Annotated in this window: 19 protein-coding genes; 12 read left to right on the top strand and 7 right to left on the bottom strand. The window is 34.7% G+C overall.

The window, feature by feature from the left end; genetic code table 11:
* Positions 1-119 precede the first annotated feature (119 nt).
* A complete protein-coding gene (locus QY322_00195) occupies positions 120-2,099 on the top strand; it encodes a hypothetical protein (GenBank protein WKZ25724.1) in 1,980 nt (659 codons plus the stop codon).
* A 69-nt stretch (positions 2,100-2,168) separates the two neighbouring features.
* Here QY322_00195 and QY322_00190 read toward each other — a convergent pair whose 3' ends face one another.
* Complete coding sequence (locus QY322_00190; GenBank protein ID WKZ25723.1) at positions 2,169-2,660, bottom strand: hypothetical protein; 492 nt, start codon at positions 2,658-2,660, stop codon at positions 2,169-2,171.
* Between the two features lie 164 nt (positions 2,661-2,824).
* Here QY322_00190 and QY322_00185 point away from each other — a divergent pair, with 164 nt between their 5' ends.
* From QY322_00185 to QY322_00175, 3 genes are read left to right on the top strand one after another with little or no spacing between them, the layout of a single operon-like run.
* Positions 2,825-3,397, top strand: a complete 573-nt coding sequence (locus QY322_00185; GenBank protein WKZ25722.1) for a hypothetical protein — start codon at positions 2,825-2,827, stop codon at positions 3,395-3,397.
* Complete coding sequence (locus QY322_00180; GenBank protein WKZ25721.1) at positions 3,390-5,327, top strand: DNA gyrase subunit B; 1,938 nt, start codon at positions 3,390-3,392, stop codon at positions 5,325-5,327. Before QY322_00185 ends, QY322_00180 begins: the two co-directional genes overlap by 8 nt.
* Before the next feature lie 25 nt (positions 5,328-5,352).
* A complete protein-coding gene (locus QY322_00175) occupies positions 5,353-5,883 on the top strand; it encodes an inorganic diphosphatase (GenBank protein ID WKZ25720.1) in 531 nt (176 codons plus the stop codon).
* Between the two features lie 3 nt (positions 5,884-5,886).
* On the opposite strand, the gene QY322_00170 is transcribed toward QY322_00175, so the two are convergent.
* Positions 5,887-6,498 (bottom strand): ribonuclease H-like domain-containing protein, encoded by a 612-nt coding sequence (locus tag QY322_00170; GenBank protein ID WKZ25719.1) that lies wholly within the window; start codon positions 6,496-6,498, stop codon positions 5,887-5,889.
* A 29-nt stretch (positions 6,499-6,527) separates the two neighbouring features.
* Between QY322_00170 and QY322_00165 the strand changes: the two genes are divergently transcribed.
* The 5 genes from QY322_00165 (at position 6,528) to QY322_00145 (ending at position 13,418) form a co-directional block, all read left to right on the top strand.
* Positions 6,528-7,646 carry an NADP-dependent malic enzyme gene (locus QY322_00165; GenBank protein WKZ25718.1) on the top strand — a complete coding sequence of 373 codons (1,119 nt, stop codon included), beginning with the start codon at positions 6,528-6,530 and terminating at the stop codon, positions 7,644-7,646.
* A gap of 17 nt (positions 7,647-7,663) precedes the next feature.
* Positions 7,664-8,050 carry a DUF2177 family protein gene (locus QY322_00160; protein ID WKZ25717.1) on the top strand — a complete coding sequence of 129 codons (387 nt, stop codon included), beginning with the start codon at positions 7,664-7,666 and terminating at the stop codon, positions 8,048-8,050.
* A 1-nt stretch (position 8,051) separates the two neighbouring features.
* On the top strand, positions 8,052-8,828 hold the full coding sequence (locus QY322_00155) for a DUF1295 domain-containing protein (protein WKZ25716.1): 777 nt from the start codon (positions 8,052-8,054) through the stop codon (positions 8,826-8,828).
* Between the two features lie 66 nt (positions 8,829-8,894).
* Complete coding sequence (locus QY322_00150; GenBank protein WKZ25715.1) at positions 8,895-9,185, top strand: hypothetical protein; 291 nt, start codon at positions 8,895-8,897, stop codon at positions 9,183-9,185.
* Between the two features lie 177 nt (positions 9,186-9,362).
* Positions 9,363-13,418: a DNA gyrase subunit A gene (locus QY322_00145; protein WKZ25714.1), complete on the top strand. Its 4,056-nt coding sequence runs from the start codon at positions 9,363-9,365 to the stop codon at positions 13,416-13,418.
* Positions 13,419-13,442: 24 nt separating this feature from the next.
* On the opposite strand, the gene QY322_00140 is transcribed toward QY322_00145, so the two are convergent.
* Positions 13,443-13,676, bottom strand: coding sequence for a hypothetical protein (locus tag QY322_00140; GenBank protein WKZ25713.1), 234 nt, complete (start codon positions 13,674-13,676; stop codon positions 13,443-13,445).
* A gap of 34 nt (positions 13,677-13,710) precedes the next feature.
* Complete coding sequence (locus QY322_00135) at positions 13,711-14,034, bottom strand: hypothetical protein (protein WKZ25712.1); 324 nt, start codon at positions 14,032-14,034, stop codon at positions 13,711-13,713.
* Positions 14,035-14,088: 54 nt separating this feature from the next.
* Here QY322_00135 and QY322_00130 point away from each other — a divergent pair, with 54 nt between their 5' ends.
* On the top strand, positions 14,089-14,835 hold the full coding sequence (locus QY322_00130) for an SIMPL domain-containing protein (protein WKZ25711.1): 747 nt from the start codon (positions 14,089-14,091) through the stop codon (positions 14,833-14,835).
* On the opposite strand, the gene QY322_00125 is transcribed toward QY322_00130, so the two are convergent.
* Positions 14,832-15,818: an LCP family protein gene (locus QY322_00125; protein WKZ25710.1), complete on the bottom strand. Its 987-nt coding sequence runs from the start codon at positions 15,816-15,818 to the stop codon at positions 14,832-14,834. The genes QY322_00130 and QY322_00125 overlap by 4 nt on opposite strands.
* Positions 15,819-15,861: 43 nt before the next feature.
* Between QY322_00125 and QY322_00120 the strand changes: the two genes are divergently transcribed.
* Positions 15,862-16,206: a DUF5674 family protein gene (locus tag QY322_00120; GenBank protein ID WKZ25709.1), complete on the top strand. Its 345-nt coding sequence runs from the start codon at positions 15,862-15,864 to the stop codon at positions 16,204-16,206.
* Positions 16,196-16,474 carry a hypothetical protein gene (locus QY322_00115; protein WKZ25708.1) on the top strand — a complete coding sequence of 93 codons (279 nt, stop codon included), beginning with the start codon at positions 16,196-16,198 and terminating at the stop codon, positions 16,472-16,474. The genes QY322_00120 and QY322_00115 overlap by 11 nt, the downstream gene beginning before the upstream one ends.
* A gap of 6 nt (positions 16,475-16,480) precedes the next feature.
* On the opposite strand, the gene QY322_00110 is transcribed toward QY322_00115, so the two are convergent.
* Positions 16,481-17,413, bottom strand: coding sequence for a tyrosine-type recombinase/integrase (locus tag QY322_00110; GenBank protein ID WKZ25707.1), 933 nt, complete (start codon positions 17,411-17,413; stop codon positions 16,481-16,483).
* 33 nt (positions 17,414-17,446) lie between these two features.
* Positions 17,447-18,139: a hypothetical protein gene (locus QY322_00105; GenBank protein WKZ25706.1), complete on the bottom strand. Its 693-nt coding sequence runs from the start codon at positions 18,137-18,139 to the stop codon at positions 17,447-17,449.
* Positions 18,140-18,450 lie beyond the last annotated feature (311 nt).

Raw genomic sequence — 18,450 nt, 5'->3', positions numbered from 1 at the left:
GGAGAGTTAGAATGTAGGGACGGCCTATTTTATGTTATAATACACCCGATAGTTTTGAGTCGTTCTTTGACTTACAAATCCATATTAGACCTCTTAATAGAGGAGAAGGAGTGTGTTAAATGTTTAAGAAAATTTGTTGGATGGCTTTGATTAAGGCAGTAATACTGCTTGCCCTAATCACTAGTCCTGTGGTTGCAGAGTCTTTACATACTCGCGGACCAAATTTCAATGCGAGCTTCAATCCACAAGGAAATGCTCAAGTCGGCTATGATGTAAACATTCATATTAAGGTTGATTCGACAAATCCTGGAGCCACAAGAATCAATGTAAGTTGTGGTGGAGTAACCAAAGGTGAAACATCAGAAGTGGAATTTGATTCAAGCTGGCGTACTGGTGATTGCCCCGTTGGCAATGCAAACATAAACATTTGCACCAAGGCATCAGACGATCCAAATTGGCAGGAGCAAAATTGTGTTGATTTTGGATATCAACTTACAGCCCCGCCCGCTCCACAAAATCCTTCATGCAGTATAGATACATTTGATGCGTGGCCAAGGAATGTAATTGTTGGGGAACAAATCCAAATCTCAGGTAGTGGGTCATGTAATGTTCAAGTAAGAGCTATGAAAGTGAAAGTTAATGGTGTAGACCTGTATGAAATTGGTGCGCCCAGTCTGTCATGGACATGGAACACATCAGGATTTCCTACTGGTAACCATAAACTAAGCTTGTGGGTCGCAGGACAAGGAGATAACAATTGGGATTATGCAGGAAAATCAGGAAGCATCATAGTCTCTGTTCTTGCCCCCAATCAGCAACCTGCAGAACCTTCTTTTCCATTTGTAACAAGTAGCATCATTGATATAAATGGAAACCTTTTCGTCATCGTTATCAAAAACGGTTCAATGGAAAGAAGACTAATTCCAAATCCTGATACTTTGGATGCTTTGGGAATTCCAAGATCTTGGATTGATAACAAAGGGTGGAGTAACTCTGATTTAAAATCGATTCATCATGGATCAGACATCCCCGATGTTAATCGAGATTACAACGGATTTATCGACTTCAAGAATCGATATTTCCCAAATACAACACCGATTGTTCCTAATCAAGGTTCAACAACAGTGCCATCAATTGTGGGCCAAGTGCAAGTAATTCCAAATGGCCCACAAGGTTTAGCAAGTGATGGTGAATGCCCTGCTTCTCCTGCGGTATTAACTGTTGGAGGTAATGCACAAATTGCAAGAAAAGATTTGAATCTCCGGCCGAGACCAAACGTAAACACTGATCCATTAACAATAATGCCTAACTACAGTGAGGTTAAGGTGGTTGATGGACCAAAGTGTAAACAAGAAGTCAGATGGTTCATTGTGGAGTACAAAGGGGTACAAGGTTGGGCTGCAGAAGTAGGAACAGGTGGGGAATACCATATGTATCCTATTGTTGCAGTACAGCCAGTTGCTACTGTAATTTCACAAGCTGAAGCAACGTTGATTGTCACAGTTCCAATAGTTCCTGATCCTGCAACTTCTGAGGTAAGTCCACTTGTTGATACAGGATGTGACGAACTTGCAACGGGACAATGGTGGAATCCATTTAATCCTCCAGATGTCGGAGCAATGGAACAATGCACAAACTATGTAGCCAGAGTGAATGCAGAAGTAGAAAAATGCTGGGGTAAATCATTCCCTAACGGCGGTCTCTGGGATGATTGGGCAAATGATCCGGACAAAAGTGGCACCTGTGGATGGACGGTAACAAATGATTTTTCAACTGCCAAACAAGGTGACATCGTTACATGGAATCCAGCATCTCAAAATGGGGGTACAAGTTGTGAATCTGCTAATTTTAACGCAGGACATGTGGCGATTTTCCAAGGATTGAATGAGGATGGATCGATTCGTGTCACAGAGTCGAATTGGGTTCGCAACCATAATAACGTACATGTCAATCCAGATTGCATGAATATCATCCATATGCCCGCAGTAACAATTGAAACACCAGTACCATCAACATCAATCACAACACCACAGGTTGACAAATGCAGTCAATATTCGTGGCCAATGAGTTGGTTTTGTAAATGGGGATGGATTAAGTAAGTAAAATTTAATAAAAAGCAGGAGAAATTTTAGAGTCTAACTCTGAAAAAGTATCCTGCTTTGTTTTTTTTATAAACGCTTAAAAGAAGAGAGAATTTTTTCAATTTCAATTTTATCAAGCCCTTCAGACCAAAATGAAACAATTATGTTTTCTACAGAAGTATCTGAAAAATTTACATTACTCATATTCCACGTACCATCAATCTTTTGAAGACATGCATCATATTGCCTTCCATTTACATTAATTGTAGTCCAATAATCTTTATTACATCCTCCACCAACACCCTGGTTTGTACAGCTTACAGTAAAAACACTATTTGGCCCACTAACCTCATAATAACTGCTTGTTGAATCTAGAACGGTTTGCTTAAATGTCCACAAAAATGGAAACTTCAAACTATACTTATAATTAGGAAAGTCTGTTCCACATCCATTAAAGCTAATTTCGCTAGTTGACTTACTTAGAATAAACATCGAACCTATTACTAATACAAGCAGAGGTAATAAAATTTTAATCCATTTATTGAGCTTAAATTTTTTAATTACCTTTTTCTTTGCCATAGTCAAATTTTACACTAAGTTACCTATAAATTGCTAATCATCATTAACTTGTCCATGACAATCAAGGTAAAAGGTATAAAATACATTATTATTCTTTTTTAAGTAATTGAATAGTAAATTATCGTAGCTGTATAAAACAACTGAATTCGTTTAAAATTAAATATATGCACGCATTTTTACTTAAAAACATTGACCCAATTGACTTTGCAAATAAACAAAAGGCAGAAATTGTTCCCTTTACTTTGCAAAAAATTGAAGATGCAAAAAATTTAAAAAAACTAATTAAGTTTTCATTTAATATAAAAACTGCAATTGTTATTGAAAATATTGACAATGCCACAAACGAAGCTTTAAATGCTTTTTTAAAAAACTTGGAAGAACCAAATGATAATTTAATCTATGTTCTAACCGCAAAAAATTTATATAATGTTTTACCCACAATTACTTCAAGGTGCCAAATAATCAAAACAGTAAACCCTAAACTGACGGTCTCAACCAGTAGTGGGATTAATAGTTTTGAAAAGCTTAATTTACATCAAAAGTTTGAGGTCATAGGAAAAATAAAAGGACGTGAAGAAGCAGTTTCATTTGTTGAGGATTTAGTTTTGCACGAGCACGATGTTAAAAATTTTAAAAATCTTGAAAATTATCTTTCTGTTTTAAAAAACTTAAAACTAAATGGAAATGTAGGCTTGCAGCTTACAAATTTAGTTGTTAGAATGAACAGCAATGGCTAAACAACAAGACTACAACGCAGACCAAATCCAAGTCCTTGAGGGGTTAGAACCAGTCAGAAAGAGACCGGGAATGTATATTGGATCAACCGACACTAGGGGTCTTCATGAGTGTTTAAGAGAAATTGTTGATAACTCGGTTGACGAGAGCTTTGCTGGAACTGCAAGCCAAGTTTGGGTACAAATAAACGCTGATGGTTCAGCAGAAATCCGTGATAACGGTCGAGGAATACCAACAGATATGCACAAAAGTGGTGTTTCTGCCTTAGAACTTACAATGACCAAGCTTCACGCAGGTGGAAAATTTGGTGGAGGAGCATACAAAGTTTCTGGTGGTCTTCATGGTGTAGGTGCATCTGTTGTAAATGCGCTGTCATCTTATTTTAGAGTTTGTGTTTTACGAAATGGAAAAGTCTTTTATCAAGAATACAAAAGGGGAGTACCACTTAAAAAAGTTTCAGAAGCTACTGATTCTCAGATAAAAGAATGGGGGATTGATTTAAAACAAAAAACTGGAACCATTACTAAATTTATGCCCGATTCTCAAATATTTCACTCACAAGGTGAACCATTACCATTTGAGAAAAATAAAATAAAGAATCTACTTCGTGATAGGGCATATTTAATTGCCAAGCTTGCATTTAGTTTTAAAGACTTAAGAGATGGTGATGAATCTGGTTATTATTTTGAGGGAGGAATTAAATCTTTGGTTGCACACTCTAATAGGGGTAAGTCACCAATTACAGATGTTATTTATGTTTCAAAAGATAACGGTGAAATAAATGCAGAAGTAGCAATCCAATATACAGATGGTTTCAATGAAAATGTTAAAGGTTTTGTAAATGGAATATACACAACTGATGGAGGAACACATGTAACTGGTTTTAGAACAGCTTTAACAAGATCTATCACTGACTATGTCAAGAGAAATTCAAGTGGCAAAGACGACATAATTTTAACAGGTGATGATTTAAAGGAAGGTCTAACTGCCGTTATCTATGTCAAAATGCCTTCCGAGACACTTCAGTTTGAAAGTCAAACCAAAGCCAAACTTAATAACCCAGAGGTACAAGGTTTTGTTGCAACAACTGTCAAAGAAGGCTTGGACACTTATTTTGAAGAACACCCACAAGAAGCAAAAAGAATAATTGATAAAGTAAGTTTGGCAGCAAGAGCAAGATTGGCCGCCAGAGCAGCAAAGGACGCTGTTTTAAGAAAAGGTGCTCTTGATGGTGCATCTCTTCCTGGAAAACTTGCTGATTGTCAAAGTAAGGATGCATCAGTTTCAGAAATATATATTGTTGAGGGTGATAGCGCTGGTGGATCGGCAAAGCAAGGAAGGGACCGTAAATTCCAAGCAATTTTACCTTTAAAGGGTAAAATCCTAAACACAGAAAGGGCAAGGCTTGACACAATTGTTAAATTTGAAGGAGTTAAAAATTTAATTATTGCCTTAGGTGTTGGTATAGGGGAGGCCATAAACTACGAAAAACTCAGATATCACAGAGTAATCATAATGACTGATGCAGACGTTGACGGTGAACATATAAAAACTTTGCTTTTGACATTTTTCTACAGACATATGCCTGAGATTATTACCAGGGGGCACTTATATATTGCACTCCCCCCACTATATAAAATAACTGCTGGTAAAGAATCAATTTATGCCTTTAATGATCAAGAAAAGGATGAAGTTATTAAAAAGTTTGGTGATAAAAAAGTTTCTATTTCAAGATACAAAGGTTTAGGAGAAATGAATGCACAACAACTTTGGGAAACTACAATGGACCCTGCCACTAGAACTTTAAAACAGATAAACGTAGAAAGCCTCGAAGAAGCTGGGAAGATGTTTGAAATGTTAATGGGTGAAGAGGTGCCACCAAGAAAGAAGTTTATTCAAACCCATGCAAAACTAGCTACACTGGATATATAGAAATTAAAGTTATATACTAATATTTATGAACTTACTACACGACATCGAATTTGGGAAAGAGGGAGAGTATTTAAATACTTTTGTTGAAATATCAAGAGGTTCAAGAAATAAGATTGAATATAATTACGAACCAAATATATTTGTCCTTGATAGGGTAGAGCCGGAGATTTTTGCAAAACCAGTAAACTATGGTTTTATCCCTCAAACCTGGGATGAAGACAATGACCCACTTGACACGTTAATTATAACAGACGAACCATTGCCAACAGGCATAATGGTGAAAGTAAAAGTTGTTGGCGTTTTAAATTTTGTTGATGACGGGGAAAATGATCACAAAATAATTTGTGTTCCAGAGGACGATAGAAATACAGGAAGTGTAATAACTGATATCAGTGACTTAACAGAAACTTGGAAAAACAAACTTGAACATCATTTTGCACACTACAAAGACTTAAAAAAACCAGGAAGTACAAAAGTTGAAGGTTGGGGTAACAAAGATGAAGCTTGGAAAATAATAATGGCAAGTAATTCTGCCTACCTTTCAAAATTTAAGTAGCTTTTAAAATAGACTCTCCTGTTTTTCAATTTCTTTTTCCAGCACTGGGTAACTAAAATCAACATCAATCGTTTTTATATCATTCCAAAAATCTTTGAAATGAAGCTTTTTGTTCTTTAATCCATAGTCATAGACTTCTTTGGTTAGTCTTACGTCTTCCTCACAATAGAATTTTAATTTTTTTAAACTTTCTTCATCTCTTTTCTGCCAGTAAAGAATTGCATTTTGGGGGTCATCTGCCTTGTGATCACCTAAGGTCTCCTTAACGACTGCGTTTAATGAAACACGTTTTCCATTGACCTCTTTAATATGTTCTAATATATCCAGATGAGGAATTTTACCAATGTCACTTGACAAGTAAGGTTTTAAGGCTGGGACATCAAATCTTTTTGAGTTAAAGCCAATAATTCTATCTGCGTTTTTGAAATATTCCCATGACTTTAGTAAATCAGGTTCATAAAAAGATATCGTTTGACCCTCAATCTCACTGTAATTGTGGTCAATCTTTCTGACATAGATAGACAGAATTGAAACTCCCAAATCAGCTGGATTAAATCCCTCTATATCATCAAAAAATCTTTGTGTTTCCAGATCAAAAATCACCTCGTTGTACATATATAGAAGTCATTATACAATGTTTACAAATGGACTCAATTTCATATCACAAAAAATATAAAGGGAAAATTGGAACTGAACTAAAATCTCCAATTAAAGATAAGGTTGACCTGTCTCTAGCATATACTCCAGGGGTAGCCGAAGTTAGCAAAGAACTTGCCAAAAACAACAAAAGGGCTTCTGAACTTTCTCTAAAATCAAACACTATTGCTGTTGTTTCAGACGGTTCAGCAGTCTTAGGGTTAGGAAATATCGGAGCATATGGAGCAATCCCCGTGATGGAAGGAAAAGCTGCACTTTTCAAAAGATTTGGAAATGTTGACGCCTTTCCTATTTGCTTAAACACTCAAAATAGTGATGAAATTGTAGAGATAGTCAAAAACATTGCACCTGTTTTCGGGGGAATAAATTTAGAAGATATTAAAGCTCCCAAATGCTTTGAAATAGAAAGAAGACTTATCAAGGAATTGGATATTCCTGTTATGCACGACGATCAGCATGGAACAGCTGTGGTAGTGCTTTCTGCTTTGATAAACGCAATTAAGGTGGTTAAAAAGGACTTAAGTGTTGAAATAGTAATAAATGGCTCAGGAGCAGCTGGTACTGCTGTTTGTAAACTGCTCTTGGAATACGGTTTTAAAAATATTGTCATTTGTGATTCGCAAGGCGCAATATCAACATTGAGGAAGGATTTAAACCGAGAAAAACTTAGTCTTGCTAACACCACAAATAAAAATACTGAAGATGGTGATATTAAAAAGATTATTAAAAATAAAGATGTATTCATAGGCCTTAGTAGTGGAAACCTATTAGATAAAAATGATGTCTCTCAAATGAAAAGTAATGCAATTATTTTTGCAATGGCAAACCCCATTCCTGAGATAATGCCTGAGGATGCAAAACTAGGCGGAGCAAAGATTGTAGCAACAGGAAGAAGTGATTTCGAAAATCAAATTAATAATGTTTTGGCTTTCCCCGGTATTTTTAGGGGGGCACTAGATAATAAAGTAAAAAGAATTACCAATAAAATGTTAATTAGGGCTGCAGTAAACTTGTCAAAGTTAGTTAAAAATCCAACACCTAAAAAAATAATCCCAAGTGCGTTTGATAAAAATGTGGCAAAAATAGTTGCAAAATCTATAGTATAATAATTATTAGAAATAATATGTTTAAAAATTTATTCATCACTCTACTAGTAATGCTTCCATTAGATATTATCTGGCTGTTTTTAATGAAAAATACCTACGACAAATGGCTTGTCAACTTCGAAAGAGTGGTTAACTGGCCTGCTGTTTTACTAGTTTATATATTCATTCCCCTTGGTTTATTTTGGCTTGTAATTAGTAGGCATATAGATAATGGCCCAACAACAAAGGCCTTAATTGATGCATTTGTTTACGGTGTTTGTGCCTATGCAGTTTATGATCTAACAAACCTAGCAACACTTAAAGGCTGGTCTGTTCAAATGACAATAGTCGACATAATCTGGGGAGGTATACTATGTTTAACCACTGCATACTTTGCCTTAACCATAATACAAAAGATTTCTTAAAATGTTGGAATTATTCAATTTTTCTTGGCAAAATACGTTAGTTATATTCTTCTTTATGAACTTGTTCTTTTTGCTTTCAATTAAACTAAAGAGAAACGATATTGCAGATTCGGCTTGGGGTATGGGGTTTATAGTTTTGGCTATTTTCAATCTTTTTATGTCCGGTGATTTTCAAAGAACAAAGATTATCATCACCATTTTAATTTTTTTGTGGGGCTTAAGGTTAACAGGCTATATAACATTAAGGAATTGGGGTAAGTCAGAAGACTTTAGATATAAAGAGTGGAAAGAAAAGTGGGGAAAGAATGCTATTCTAAAAAGCTATATAAACGTATTTTTGGTTCAAGGTTTTTTTATGTTTTTAATCTCACTAGCTCCAAATTTATATAACAGATTTGGAGGAGGCGTAAGTTTCTATGGTTTTATTGGATTGATTATCTGGGTTATTGGTTTTTACTTTGAAACAGTAGGGGACTTAGAAATGTATTTTTTCAAAAAAGATCCTAAAAACAAAGGGGGGATTTTAAAGTCTGGTCTTTGGAAATATTCAAGACACCCGAACTATTTTGGAGAGATAACTATGTGGTGGGGAGTATGGATATTAACTTTTGGCTCAACTTATTATCTTTTGGGACTGGTTGGACCTCTAACAATTACCTACCTTTTAGTAAAAGTTTCAGGTGTTCCATTGCTTGAGAAAAAGTATGAAGGCAACAAGGAATTTGAAAACTACAAGAAAAAAACTTCAGCACTCATACCTTGGTTTCCTAGGGGGTAATTGTTATTCTACCAGAATTTTGATAGTTGAAAATAGTTGATTTTAACTTTTATCATTCTACTTGTTTTGAACTTCGAACAAAAAGTTAATTATTATAATAATCAAATACACGCTGCCAAATCAGCAACTGAAGAGACTCTAAATAAAGTCCGCAAACAAAATAATGTCGAGGCAGAGACATTAGGTCTAACAATTGAAGAGTGGCATAAAGAGATGCAAAAAAGTGGAGAGGATAACCCAAATATATTTAATCAGGCAGTTGAAACTGAATCAAAGCCCCCATTATATACCTCCGCAGACTACGTCTTCAACTATTTATTTAGACCAAAAAAGAAGAAGCGGTTGAAATATTCATAAACATAAATATACCCCATAATAGTGTTAAGCTATCTTGATCTATGCACTCCTCCACACAGATTAGATATCTTATTACTTTCTACTTGCTTTAGGCATATAAAACACGATAGAATGATCAAGGCTAGTTGATAGTCGTTTTTTGTTTCTTAACAGGCCTTATATAATTTTTAAATAAATATGGATATTGGAAAACTTCAACAAATAGAAATAACTTCAGAGTTATCTAAGTCGTACGTTGATTATGCAATGAGTGTCATTGTTGCTCGTGCACTTCCAGATGTTAGAGACGGTTTAAAACCAGTTCACAGAAGAATTTTGTATGCCATGGCGCAGATGGGACTTAAACATACAGCTAGCTTTACAAAGTCTGCCAAGGTTGTAGGTGAGGTGTTAGGAAAGTACCACCCACACGGTGACAGCGCAGTCTATGACACAATGGTTAGACTTGCCCAAGACTTTTCGATGAGATACCCACTTGTTCGCGGTCAGGGTAACTTTGGTTGTTTTACAAAAGACACAAAAATTAAACTTGCAGACGGAAGAAGTCTAAACTTTGGAGAATTAATAAAAGAGCAAAAAAAGGGAAGTCGACACTGGGGATTTACCTTTAATACTAAAAATAAAGTTATTGAAATTTCTGAAATTAAAAACCCTAGACTGACTCGTAAAAGTGCTGAATTGGTGGAGGTAACTCTAGATAACGGTGAAAAAATACGTTGTACACCTGACCATAAGTTCTTACTTAGAAACGGAAAATACAAAAAAGCTAAAGACTTGACGTCTGGACAATCCTTAATGCCACTTTACATAACCAAAAGCGATGGGTCTTTGGATAAGAACTTAAAAGGTTATGAGATGATTCACCAGCCACTTAGTAATAATTCTGAGTTTATCCACCATTTGGCGGATCTTTGGAACTTAAATAACAAAAGTTATAAAAAATCAGCGGGTCGTGTTCGTCACCACATAGACTTTAATAAACTCAATAACAATCCTGACAATATTCAAAGAATGGGCTGGGAAGATCACTGGAAGCTTCATTATAAAATGGCCAGTTGGAGACACAAAAATGATCCATTGTACGTTAAAAAAATAAAAGAAGGTAGGGATAAGTTCTTGTCTGATGCACACGATATTCTCTCAGAACGTGCAAAAAACTTAAACAAGAAACTTTGGAAAGATCCTGAATTTATAAAAAGACATTCTCTCCGAGTTAAGAAGTTGTGGGAAGATGAAAATTATAAAAAATTCATGTCAGACATTTCTAGTAAAAAACTTAAGGAAATGTGGAAAAGTAGTGAATTCCAAAAAATAATGAGCATACTTAAATCAAAAGAGATGAAGAAAAGATGGCAGGACGAAGAATACAGAAAAGTGATGAGTGAACATATGCGAAAGACATCTCTTGAATTATGGAACAAACCTGAACATAGAGAACACATGTCAAGAATAATAAAGGAGTTGACAAACAAAAAGGACTGGAAAGAAAAACAGAGTAAGTCTTCAAAACTATTATGGCAAAACGAGGAGTATCGTGCAAAATACCCTAAAAACCATTTCAAAAAAATGGCCCAAGCCCTTTGGTCAGATGAAAAAATTGTAGCGCTTCATAGAAATAAAGCAAGATTACAATGGATTAATCCTAAATCTAGAGAAAAGATGGTTAAAGCCAAAATATTGAGTTATACTTCTCATCTTCTAGTAAGATACGACCACCTAACAGAAACAATTTACGAAAAAGAGAGAAGAAATGGTATACCAAATCTAGAAAATACACTGAAATATTTTACAAATTTTTCCGAAGTCGTAAATCAAGCAAAACTATACAACCACAAAATACTAAAAGTTAAATACCTCTCTGAGATTGAAGACGTTTACGATTTAACAATAGCCCCATGGCATAACTTTGCGCTTGACTCTGGCATATTTGTCCACAACTCAGTGGATGGTGACTCAGCAGCAGCCATGCGTTATACTGAGGCTAAGCTTTCTCCAATCTCTGAATATATCCTTGCAGATATGGAAAAGGATACTGTTGACTACGTTGATAACTTTGATACCACCCTAAAAGAACCAGTATTTTTACCAGCTCTTTTGCCAAACTTACTACTTATGGGCTCTGAGGGAATTGCTGTTGGTATGGCCACCAAGATTCCTCCACACAATCTAACTGAAGTTATTGACGCAATTTTTATGATGATTGCAAAAGGTAAAGTCACTATTGAGAATCAAGACCAGCATCAAAAAGAAAATGAGTTTGTTATCAAAAAGATTAATTTAATTGCATCAGGAGCAGAGAAAGCATTTACTCAAGAGGAAGTAGATCCAAAGTCAATTTCGTTCGAGACGGATGCAACAGTGGATGAAATTACTGAAGTTTTACCAGGTCCTGACTTTCCTACGGGTGGCGCAATATACGACTCCATGTCACTAAAAGAAGTATATGCAACCGGGCGGGGTAGAATTGTGGTCCGTGGTATAGCAGAAATAGTTGATAATGGTAAAAAATCTCAAATAATAATTTCTGAAATTCCATATCAAGTTAACAAGGCGGAAATGGTAGCTAAAATTGCAGAGCTTGTCAAAGACAAAAAGATGGTAGGTATAGCAGATCTTCGAGACGAATCGGACAAAGATGGTATGAGGGTTGCAATTGACCTTAAAAAAGATGCAAAGCCAAAGTCAGTTTTGAATAACTTATACAAACACACAAGACTCCAGACAACGTTTCCTGCAAACTTTGTTGCGTTGGTTGATGGAACACCACACACTTTAAACCTAAAACAAATTCTTGTTGAATATATTAAACACAGACAAAAGGTGGTAGTAAGAAGAACAATATTTGAATTAACTGAAGCAAAAAGAAGAGCGCATATTTTGGAAGGTTTAAAAATTGCACTAGATAATTTAGACGCAGTTATTAAAACAATTAGAGAGAGTAAAACACAAGAAGAAGCCAAAACTAATTTAATAAGCAGGTTTAAACTATCTGAGATACAGAGTATCGCTATTCTTGATATGCAACTTAGGCGTCTTGCTGCTCTAGAAAGAGAAAAAATTGAAAAAGAGTATCAGGAAATAAAGAAGATAATAGATGAGTTGATCGCAATCTTAAAAGACCCCAAGAGAATACTTCAAATCATAACCAAAGAGTTAACCGATCTTAAGGCAAAGTTTGGAGACTCAAGAAAAACTAAAATATATAAAAGTAAAATAGGGGAGTTTAGTGAAGAAGATTTGGTTGCAAAAGAAGATTGTTTGGTAACTGTTACAAAAACTGGCTATATTAAAAGAGTTTCAAAAAATACCTATAAAGCTCAGAGAAGAGGAGGAAAGGGAGTGATTGGAATGACCACAAAAGAAGAAGACGAAATTGATCACTTGGTTACCGCCAGTACACATGATCAGATTTTATTTTTTACAAATAAAGGTCGTGTTTTTGGAACAAAAGCCTATGAAATACCAGAAAGTAGTAGGCAAGCAAAGGGCCAAGCCTTAGTAAATTTCTTAAACCTTGAAAGTGGTGAAATTGTTAAGTCAATTTTACCAATGGATAGAGAATCTGGAGCAAAGAATCTAATTCTATCAACTGCATCAGGAATAATTAAAAAAACTGAGTTAAAACAATTTGAAAATTTAAGAGCAAGTGGTTTAATTGCTATAAAACTTCAAAACAATGATAGTTTGATTTCTGCACATTTAACTTACGGTTCAGACAACATTATGCTTCTTACTAGAAAAGGAATGTCTATAAGATTTCCCGAAAGCAACGTCAGACCAATGGGCAGAGCAACAACTGGCGTAACTGGTATGAAATTTGATAAGGACGACCAAATAATCGGTATGGAAGTTTTTCCTGATAAATTGGTAGTTCCAACAGATAAAAGAAAAAAGGTCTTTAGAGATATATTGACTCTCTCGATTCACGGTCTCGGCAAAAGAACTAAATTTGATCTATTTCCAATTCAAAAAAGAGCAGGTAAAGGAGTTAAAGCTTGTATTATTACAGAAAAAACAGGGGAGTTGGCCTGTGCTTGCTTGGTCACTGAAAACTCTGACCAATTAGTGATTACTTCCAAAAAAGGTCAAGTAATTAAACTACCTGTTAAAAACATTCCACAACTAGGTAGAGCAACACAAGGAGTAATTATTATGAGATTTGCAAACAAGGGTGACTCCATTGCTGCAGCTACTGTAATGGATAAGACGGGGGATGAGGAAGAAGGAGAATAATAGACGAGAAGTTTATAATTTCGATCAAAACCGAGAACTAATTTCTTGGCCAACTTTTTTTGATAAGTTTAATAATGAAGCTGCTTCTTCATCTGTCAACCCTCCAGATATTTTTCTATTATTAATATTAACTGGAATAGCCATTTCTACCAATACCTGATCAATCCCAGACATTGGAGGCTCAGTATGTCCAGCTTTACCACTTCTTGCTTGAATTCTTTTAATTTGAGCTTCAATCTTTTCGAATACTTCCTTCATTTTTTGATAGTCTACTACTACCCCTATCCAAAAGTCAAGCAAAGGTGGGGTGGGAGTTCATTGGGTGGATTTTTTGTAAAGCTTCAATTGCATCAAATTGATCACGATCGTGTTGCGATAATCCAGCCTGTTCTTCTCTGACAATTTTAATTTCTCCCATCATTTCATCCATTCTTGAATTAAACTCATCTTTGGTTGGCAAATTACCAACATATTGTTTTACCTTTTCCTCAAGTTTAGTATCAAAAAGATCATCTAAATAGACTTTTAAATGTTTTCTGTCCTCGACAAAAATCGATTTAGCTGTAGATTGTACAGTTTCTGTAATAAATTGCTTATCTTCATTTGTTAATGCCATAAGCTAATTAAATCACTTCTTGAAAATTGTGTCAATTGAGCTATAGTTAAATATATGGAGCGTAGAGTAGAATTTATTGGTAGTATCATCATCTTTTTTATCCTTCTTTTCGTATACTCAAAGTGGGGTCCAAGTCTTCCAATTTCTGTTTTAACTCAAACTAAGGGTGAACCGTTGGTTGTCACAGAGACTGGTAAAGCTACCATTGTTCCTGATATTGCCAAGGTAATAATTGGGATAGAAAAACAAGGGCAGACTCTGAAACAGGTTCAAGGTGAGGTTAACGCCACCTCAAAAAACCTCACAGACTCACTTAAAAAACTAGGGATTGACGAAAAAGATATCAAAACAACTAACTACAACGTCAGTCCAGAGTATGACTATTCAAGTTCTCCATACAGAATAAATGGATACAGAGTTTCAACAAGTTACGAAATTAAAGTTACAAATTTTGAAGCTATAAACGAAGTTCTAATATTAGCCACCTCATCTGGTGCTAACGTAGTTGGAAATATCAGTTTTGAGATAAATGAAAAAGATAAAGAAGAAGTATTAAACACTGCTCGTGAAGAAGCAGTCAAAAAAGCTAAAACCAAAGCTGAAGGACTAGCTAAAGCTGCAGGAATAACCTTGGGTAAGATTATAAATGTGTCTGAAAGCTTTGGAACTGATTATCCAAGACCAATGACTTTTGATAAGTCAGTCGAAATGGGTGTGGGAATTGAACCAGCAATTGCAAACATAACCCCCGGAGAAACAGAAATAGAAGTTACCATAAGCCTCTCGTATGAAATCCGTTAGATGCTGTTTTTTATATAATCCTTTATACTAACTCCTGATTTTGGTATCAAAATATATGCACCCTGTGAACTCTTACTGTTTGTAAGTACATTTTGATCAGATAGTCCTAGATATGAAATACTATATTCCAGTGGGTTTCCAATCTGAGTTATTAACAAGCTAAGACTGTCATTATTTAAATCTGTTTTAACAAAGGATAAGGCCTTTGACACCACAGAAATATTTCCCTTTTGAAGTATAGCTTTTAATACTTCAAACTGACGCATACTTCTTCCAAAATCGCCATCGCCATGCCTACTCCTAACATATTTTAAAGCTTCTTCTCCATTCATACTATTTAACCCAACGCCATATGATATGGTCTCATACCTACATAGAAATTGTTTTTCTAATTCAAAACCTGTGTATTTTTGATGCACCTCGACTATTTTTTCATTAGAAAATCCACACAAATCATTTTCTTTACCCCTGACGGGATAAAAATTATCGACATAGGCTTTTTTGGCGTCAACCGTTATGCCGTTTAGATTATCAATCATTTTTACAAAATTATTAAAATCAATTGTTATCTGATTAGTGATAAATAAACCAGTTATGGCAGTAACAGCATCACGAATCGAAGGATCAGCGTTTAATTTATGACCTGAAAACCAATAATCACGAGGGATGGATATAATACTCGCTTTCTTGTCCGTTGTGTTAACAGAAACCACCATAATAGCATCCATTAAACCACCACCTGAATGGCCTGCACCACCGTGTCCCATTAATAAAATGTTAAACCTGTCTGCATCATCTGAAGTTTCTCTTTCTTCTTCAATTAATTCAGGCAACTCCGTATTGTACGTTTGGGGTTGAGGATCATTCTGGGCATTAGCTTTCAAATAACCTAAGTAACCAAACGAACCCAAAAGCATTCCAGATATAAAAATTGCGCCTATCAAAATTGAAAGTTTATATGGATTTTTTAAAATCTCACTCATGAGGTTTAAGTATATCAAAATATTGATCTGGTATAATAAGTTTATGATCATTACTAAATCAGAACTGTTTACGAAGGATGAAATAGAAAAACTACAAGAACAATTTGGGACATATATTAAAACTGTAATCGATATTGAAAATAAAGTTTGTTCTGCAGGAGCAGATCGCCATTTTGAATCTGAAAAAGTTCTTCTCGATTCAGGATCAAAACAAAGCAATCTCTGGGGTGGGGGAATAGATTTGAACTCTATGGAAATTGATTTCAACTCATTTATAAATATTAGACCAAACGATAATAACAACAGCAACGAAATCCAATCTGAAGAAATTAGAAAAGTCTACAAAAGATTAACAGAATTCTTTTTTAGTGAAATTTATGACAAATAACTATATTGCAATCAGTTCGCTGGCTATGGATTTAAAAAGAATAGCCTTGGCATTTCATAGTGGATCAAATGAAACTGGAGAAAGATTTATAATAGAGGCAAATAAACGTAAAAGTGAAATAGATACCACTTCAGTCAAACCATACTTGATTGATCATATTAACTCTCTTGAAAAATCATTTATGTACAGTGACAAATTACATTTAGCCGAAGATGCCTTAATGTATAGTCAAATTTTTCAAAACTACGCAGTTACTTTTGAAAAATGATTTAACTCACTTCCCCCTCCCATGGAAGGTTTCGTGGATGTCATGAAGTTGTTTATTTGTAACATGAGTATAAATCTGTGTAGTTGATATATTTTTATGCCCCAACATTTCTTGTACTGACCGAATGTCAGCTCCTGCTATCAACAGATCAGTTGCATACGAGTGTCTCATTGTGTGTGGAGTAGCTTCAACTGGAAGTTTAACCTTTCTAACATATTTTTTTAACATTCTCTCAACCGAGCGGGGAGTAAGACGCATTTTATTGTCTGGAGTAGTTGGATCCATCTTTCCCTTGTGTCTAATAAATAAAGGTTTAAAATGATCTTTTCTTTCATTTAAATATTTTTTTAAATATTCAGTTGCACGAGATGACAAGAAGACAACCCTAGCCCTTCCTCCTTTTCCTGTAATACCAAACTCACGTCTTTCAAAATCAATTTTTTCGATATTTAAACCTGTAAGTTCAGATACACGTAGTCCTGTAGAAAATAAAACTTCTAAAATAGCTTTGTCCCGTACACCTTGTATATCAGACATTGAAGGAGCATTTAGTAATCTATCTACCTGTTCACCACTTAAAAACTTAACTTGTCTATCTGGTATTTTAGGTAGTTCAATCTTATCAGGTGCCATTACTTGATAGTCGTTGCGAAGAAGCCATTTAAGAAACGATCGTAGTGCGATTGCGTGATATCCTTGAGTCTTTTTTCCCAAACCAAGCTTTGCTAAATATGCTCTGAAGTGATGAACAGTATCTTGGTTTATAGATTTAACATCTGTATGTTTATGACTTGTAATCAACCACCCAAGAAGTCTACTTAAATAGTGTTTGTAATTTCTAATTGTAAGAGGGGAGCATCCTTTTTCAACAGATAAATAATCTAAAAATTCATCTATTTTTTTTGATATTTCACTATTTTTACCTTGGGCAGAATCCATCTATAATTACTATAAATGTTTTAGAGAAGTCTGTCAATATTGTACGACACTACGGATATGAACAGACCATGGAACCTTTAAATTGATCATCTGTTGTGGTCCTTCTTTTATATTAATTTCTCTTCTTTCAGATACTGACCACTTATGTTTTGATGTTTTGTCTTCTTGTCTAATCAAAACATCCATTCCAAAAAGTAGTAAGGTAACGCTTCTGATTTTTCCTGATGCATCAAAAACTCTTTCGGCTATTACAGTTCTCTTCTGGTTTTTCTCTTTAGGTAGCTTTTCTCTTTCTATAAACCAGTTATCTAAGGTTCGAAATGACTCTGGAACAAGAAATGAGTTTTTATATCTATATTTTTGATGGCTATCCTTTTTTTCGTTAAAGCTTTTTGCGTAGTCTGGACGTTTTCTCTTAAAATGCGATTTATATTCCATAATTGTCCAGTGTGTCGATGGTAAGGCTCTTTTTTCATACCACTTAGTAAATTCATTTCTCACATATCTTTTCTTATATGTAAAAATATCTTTGATTGCTTTGCCATGTAAGGTAGTAGATTTTGGCTTTTTTTGTTTACTTTTTCTAATTTCATGGGTATCTAGATCTAATTTATTATCTGTTGCCCATTTAATCCAATGGTTAGGAACATAATTGTTCCAACCACGTTTCGAAGATAAAGTTGCTCGCCATTGATCTGATAAGCCAGATTGAATACGTTCAGCCATGCCTGAATGATATAACAATTATTTAATTTGTCAAAAGTTTTCACGAGTGAAAGACAAAATAGGGGAGAAGTCCCCTATTTTTAAAGCAAAAATCTTAAAATGACCCACTCAACAAATTACTTGGCTAAAAAAGATTATTTTAATAAATTAGATAAGTAGTAATAAAAATAAATTTTTAATAAGTAAATAAATTTAAACTATACTATTACCACACAAAGAAACACTAAATTATCACAAACGTTACATAAGCAAACACTCCATAAAGACCTTTAAGAATATGAGCTTAATATGACCTTCTGTAATCAATTCTA

The organism is bacterium (genome assembly GCA_030583725.1).
Lineage (GTDB): Bacteria > Patescibacteriota > Microgenomatia > UBA8517 > UBA8517 > JAUYMM01.
The sequence above is the reverse complement of the archived record's forward strand: the minus strand, read 5'-3'. Positions and strand labels throughout refer to the sequence as shown.

Excerpts from the sequence above, each read along its gene's own strand:
- QY322_00140 (WKZ25713.1), bottom strand. The coding sequence starts at position 13,676 with ATGAAGGAAGTATTCGAAAAGATTGAAGCTCAAATTAAAAGAATTCAA.
- QY322_00120 (WKZ25709.1), top strand. The coding sequence starts at position 15,862 with ATGATCATTACTAAATCAGAACTGTTTACGAAGGATGAAATAGAAAAA.
- QY322_00155 (WKZ25716.1), top strand. The coding sequence starts at position 8,052 with ATGTTGGAATTATTCAATTTTTCTTGGCAAAATACGTTAGTTATATTC.
- QY322_00180 (WKZ25721.1), top strand. The coding sequence starts at position 3,390 with ATGGCTAAACAACAAGACTACAACGCAGACCAAATCCAAGTCCTTGAG.
- QY322_00195 (WKZ25724.1), top strand. The coding sequence starts at position 120 with ATGTTTAAGAAAATTTGTTGGATGGCTTTGATTAAGGCAGTAATACTG.
- QY322_00115 (WKZ25708.1), top strand. The coding sequence starts at position 16,196 with ATGACAAATAACTATATTGCAATCAGTTCGCTGGCTATGGATTTAAAA.
- QY322_00110 (WKZ25707.1), bottom strand. The coding sequence starts at position 17,413 with ATGGATTCTGCCCAAGGTAAAAATAGTGAAATATCAAAAAAAATAGAT.
- QY322_00185 (WKZ25722.1), top strand. The coding sequence starts at position 2,825 with ATGCACGCATTTTTACTTAAAAACATTGACCCAATTGACTTTGCAAAT.
- QY322_00105 (WKZ25706.1), bottom strand. The coding sequence starts at position 18,139 with ATGGCTGAACGTATTCAATCTGGCTTATCAGATCAATGGCGAGCAACT.
- QY322_00160 (WKZ25717.1), top strand. The coding sequence starts at position 7,664 with ATGTTTAAAAATTTATTCATCACTCTACTAGTAATGCTTCCATTAGAT.
- QY322_00190 (WKZ25723.1), bottom strand. The coding sequence starts at position 2,660 with ATGGCAAAGAAAAAGGTAATTAAAAAATTTAAGCTCAATAAATGGATT.
- QY322_00130 (WKZ25711.1), top strand. The coding sequence starts at position 14,089 with ATGGAGCGTAGAGTAGAATTTATTGGTAGTATCATCATCTTTTTTATC.
- QY322_00165 (WKZ25718.1), top strand. The coding sequence starts at position 6,528 with ATGGACTCAATTTCATATCACAAAAAATATAAAGGGAAAATTGGAACT.
- QY322_00170 (WKZ25719.1), bottom strand. The coding sequence starts at position 6,498 with ATGTACAACGAGGTGATTTTTGATCTGGAAACACAAAGATTTTTTGAT.
- QY322_00125 (WKZ25710.1), bottom strand. The coding sequence starts at position 15,818 with ATGAGTGAGATTTTAAAAAATCCATATAAACTTTCAATTTTGATAGGC.
- QY322_00175 (WKZ25720.1), top strand. The coding sequence starts at position 5,353 with ATGAACTTACTACACGACATCGAATTTGGGAAAGAGGGAGAGTATTTA.
- QY322_00135 (WKZ25712.1), bottom strand. The coding sequence starts at position 14,034 with ATGGCATTAACAAATGAAGATAAGCAATTTATTACAGAAACTGTACAA.
- QY322_00145 (WKZ25714.1), top strand. The coding sequence starts at position 9,363 with ATGGATATTGGAAAACTTCAACAAATAGAAATAACTTCAGAGTTATCT.